This window comes from Phaeobacter sp. HF9A (assembly GCF_011806385.1).
GTDB lineage: Bacteria > Pseudomonadota > Alphaproteobacteria > Rhodobacterales > Rhodobacteraceae > Epibacterium.
Window position 1 is genome coordinate 1 of record NZ_JAATOX010000235.1, and the last position, 2,004, is coordinate 2,004.

General features: G+C 64.4%; 2 protein-coding genes. One reads left to right on the forward strand and one right to left on the reverse strand.

The annotated features are described in order from the left end of the window. Positions 1–2: 2 nt before the first annotated feature. Positions 3–440: a cupin domain-containing protein gene (locus HCZ87_RS20595; RefSeq protein WP_254868727.1), complete on the reverse strand. Its 438-nt coding sequence runs from the start codon at positions 438–440 to the stop codon at positions 3–5. Positions 441–508: 68 nt separating this feature from the next. On the opposite strand from HCZ87_RS20595, the gene HCZ87_RS20600 reads away from it, so the two are divergent. Next, the gene (locus HCZ87_RS20600) at positions 509–1,927 is read left to right on the forward strand and encodes a YdiU family protein (protein WP_167646980.1); all 1,419 of its coding nucleotides are present in this window, start codon (positions 509–511) and stop codon (positions 1,925–1,927) included. The last annotated feature ends 77 nt before the right edge of the window (positions 1,928–2,004 follow it).

The following is a 2,004-nucleotide window of genomic DNA, read 5'->3' on the forward strand; positions in this document are numbered from 1 at the left end:
TTTTAGCGCGGAATGTCACAGCCTTCTGGCGCGCGCTTAAAGCCCGAAAAGTCGAATCCGGGCGAGACGGTGCAGCTGACCAAGGTCCAGTCGCCGGTGCTGCGGGCGGCTTGCCAATGGTCCTTGGGGACAAGGATCTGGGGCCGTCCCTCCCGAAGATTCGGGGTCAGCAGATGGTCCCGTGCGGGGCCTTGATCCGTCGCAGAGAGCGACAGCGCCAGCGGCGCCCCGGCGTGATAGAGCCAGATCTCCGTTGCATCGACCCGGTGCCAATGACTGTGCTCTCCCGCGCTGAGCAGGAAGTAGATGCAGGTGCCGCTAGGGCGGCGGGTGTCATCCCCGATGTCCTCAATCCAGGTTTGCCGATACCAGCCGCCCTCCGGGTGGCGCTCCAAACCGAGGGTCTGGATGATCTCATCCGCCGTCATATCTGTTGTCATAGGGAGAATGCTCCGCTCCTGCCTCGATTTCGGGTGGTATTCCGGCGGCGGCGCCATATGTTTGGCGCATGACCCTGAATATCCCGTTTGACAATACATATGCGCAACTTGCGCCCCATTTCTACAGCAAGCTCGCGCCAACGCCGGTGGCGGCGCCGCGCCTTCTGGCCTTTAACGAGCGGCTGGCGGAGGTGCTTGGCATCATGCGCAGGAGCGATGAAGACCTTGCTGCCGTCTTTGGCGGCAATGTGGTGCCCGAGGGCGCCGATCCGCTGGCGCAGCTTTATGCCGGGCACCAGTTTGGCAGCTACAATCCGCAGCTCGGCGATGGGCGGGCCATATTGTTGGGCGAGGTTCTGGGCCGCGACGGCATTCGCCGCGACATTCAGCTCAAGGGGGCAGGACCGACGCCCTATTCGCGCAATGGCGACGGGCGGGCCTGGCTGGGGCCGGTGCTGCGCGAATATGTGGTCTCCGAGGCGATGCAGGCGCTTGGCATTCCCACGACCCGCGCCCTGGCGGCGGTTGCCACCGGCGAGACAGTCTGGCGTGAGCAGGGCCTGCACGGGGCGGTGCTCACACGGGTGGCACAGAGCCACCTGCGGGTGGGCAGCTTTCAGGTCTTTGCCGCGCGCGGCGATACAGCGTCGCTTGCAACGCTCACAGACTATGCGATCAATCGCCACTACCCCGATGCCGATGGGCCGATGGGGCTTCTGCGGGCGGTGCGCGATGCACAGGTGGAGCTGATTTCCGCCTGGATGAGCGTTGGCTTTATTCACGGGGTGATGAATACGGATAACTCTTCGATTGCGGGCGAGACCATCGACTACGGGCCATGTGCCTTTATGGATGTGTTCCATTCCAACCGGGTGTTTTCCTCGATCGACCGAAGCGGGCGGTATGCCTATTCCAACCAGCCGCAGATCGCGGTGTGGAACCTGGCGCAACTCGCCACCGCGCTGATCCAGCAATATGACGATCCCGAAGGCGTGGTCGAGGAGGCCACCGAGATCGTGCATGCGATGCCGGATCTGCTGCAATCGGCCTGGTTGCGTCGGTTCCGGGCCAAGCTCGGGATCACCTCGGAGGATGCAGGCGACATGGAATTGATCACCGACCTCTTGCGCCTGATGGCGGAGGGGCAGGCGGATTTCACCAATGGCTTTCGGGCGTTGCTGGAGGGCGGCGCGCGCGATCAGTTTCTCGACCCCGAGGGTTTTGACGCCTGGGAGGCGCGCTGGCGCGAGCGGATCACCAAAGAGGAGGCCGTCGAGGCGACCATGGCGCGGGCAAACCCGGTGCTGATCCCCCGGAACCACCGGATCGAGCAGATGATTGCCGCCGCCGTCGCGGGGGATATGGCCCCCTTTGAGCGGTTGAACCAAGCGCTGTCGGCGCCGTATGAGGCGCGGGCCGAATTTGCGGACCTGCGTCAGCCGCCAGCGGAGGATGAGGTGGTCAGGGCGACGTTCTGCGGCACCTGACGCCTGCGTTCTAGCTACTGTCTTGAACACCTGAGGTTTTGCGCCGCGTTCCGCGTCGCCGGGGGCGCAGGCCGGGC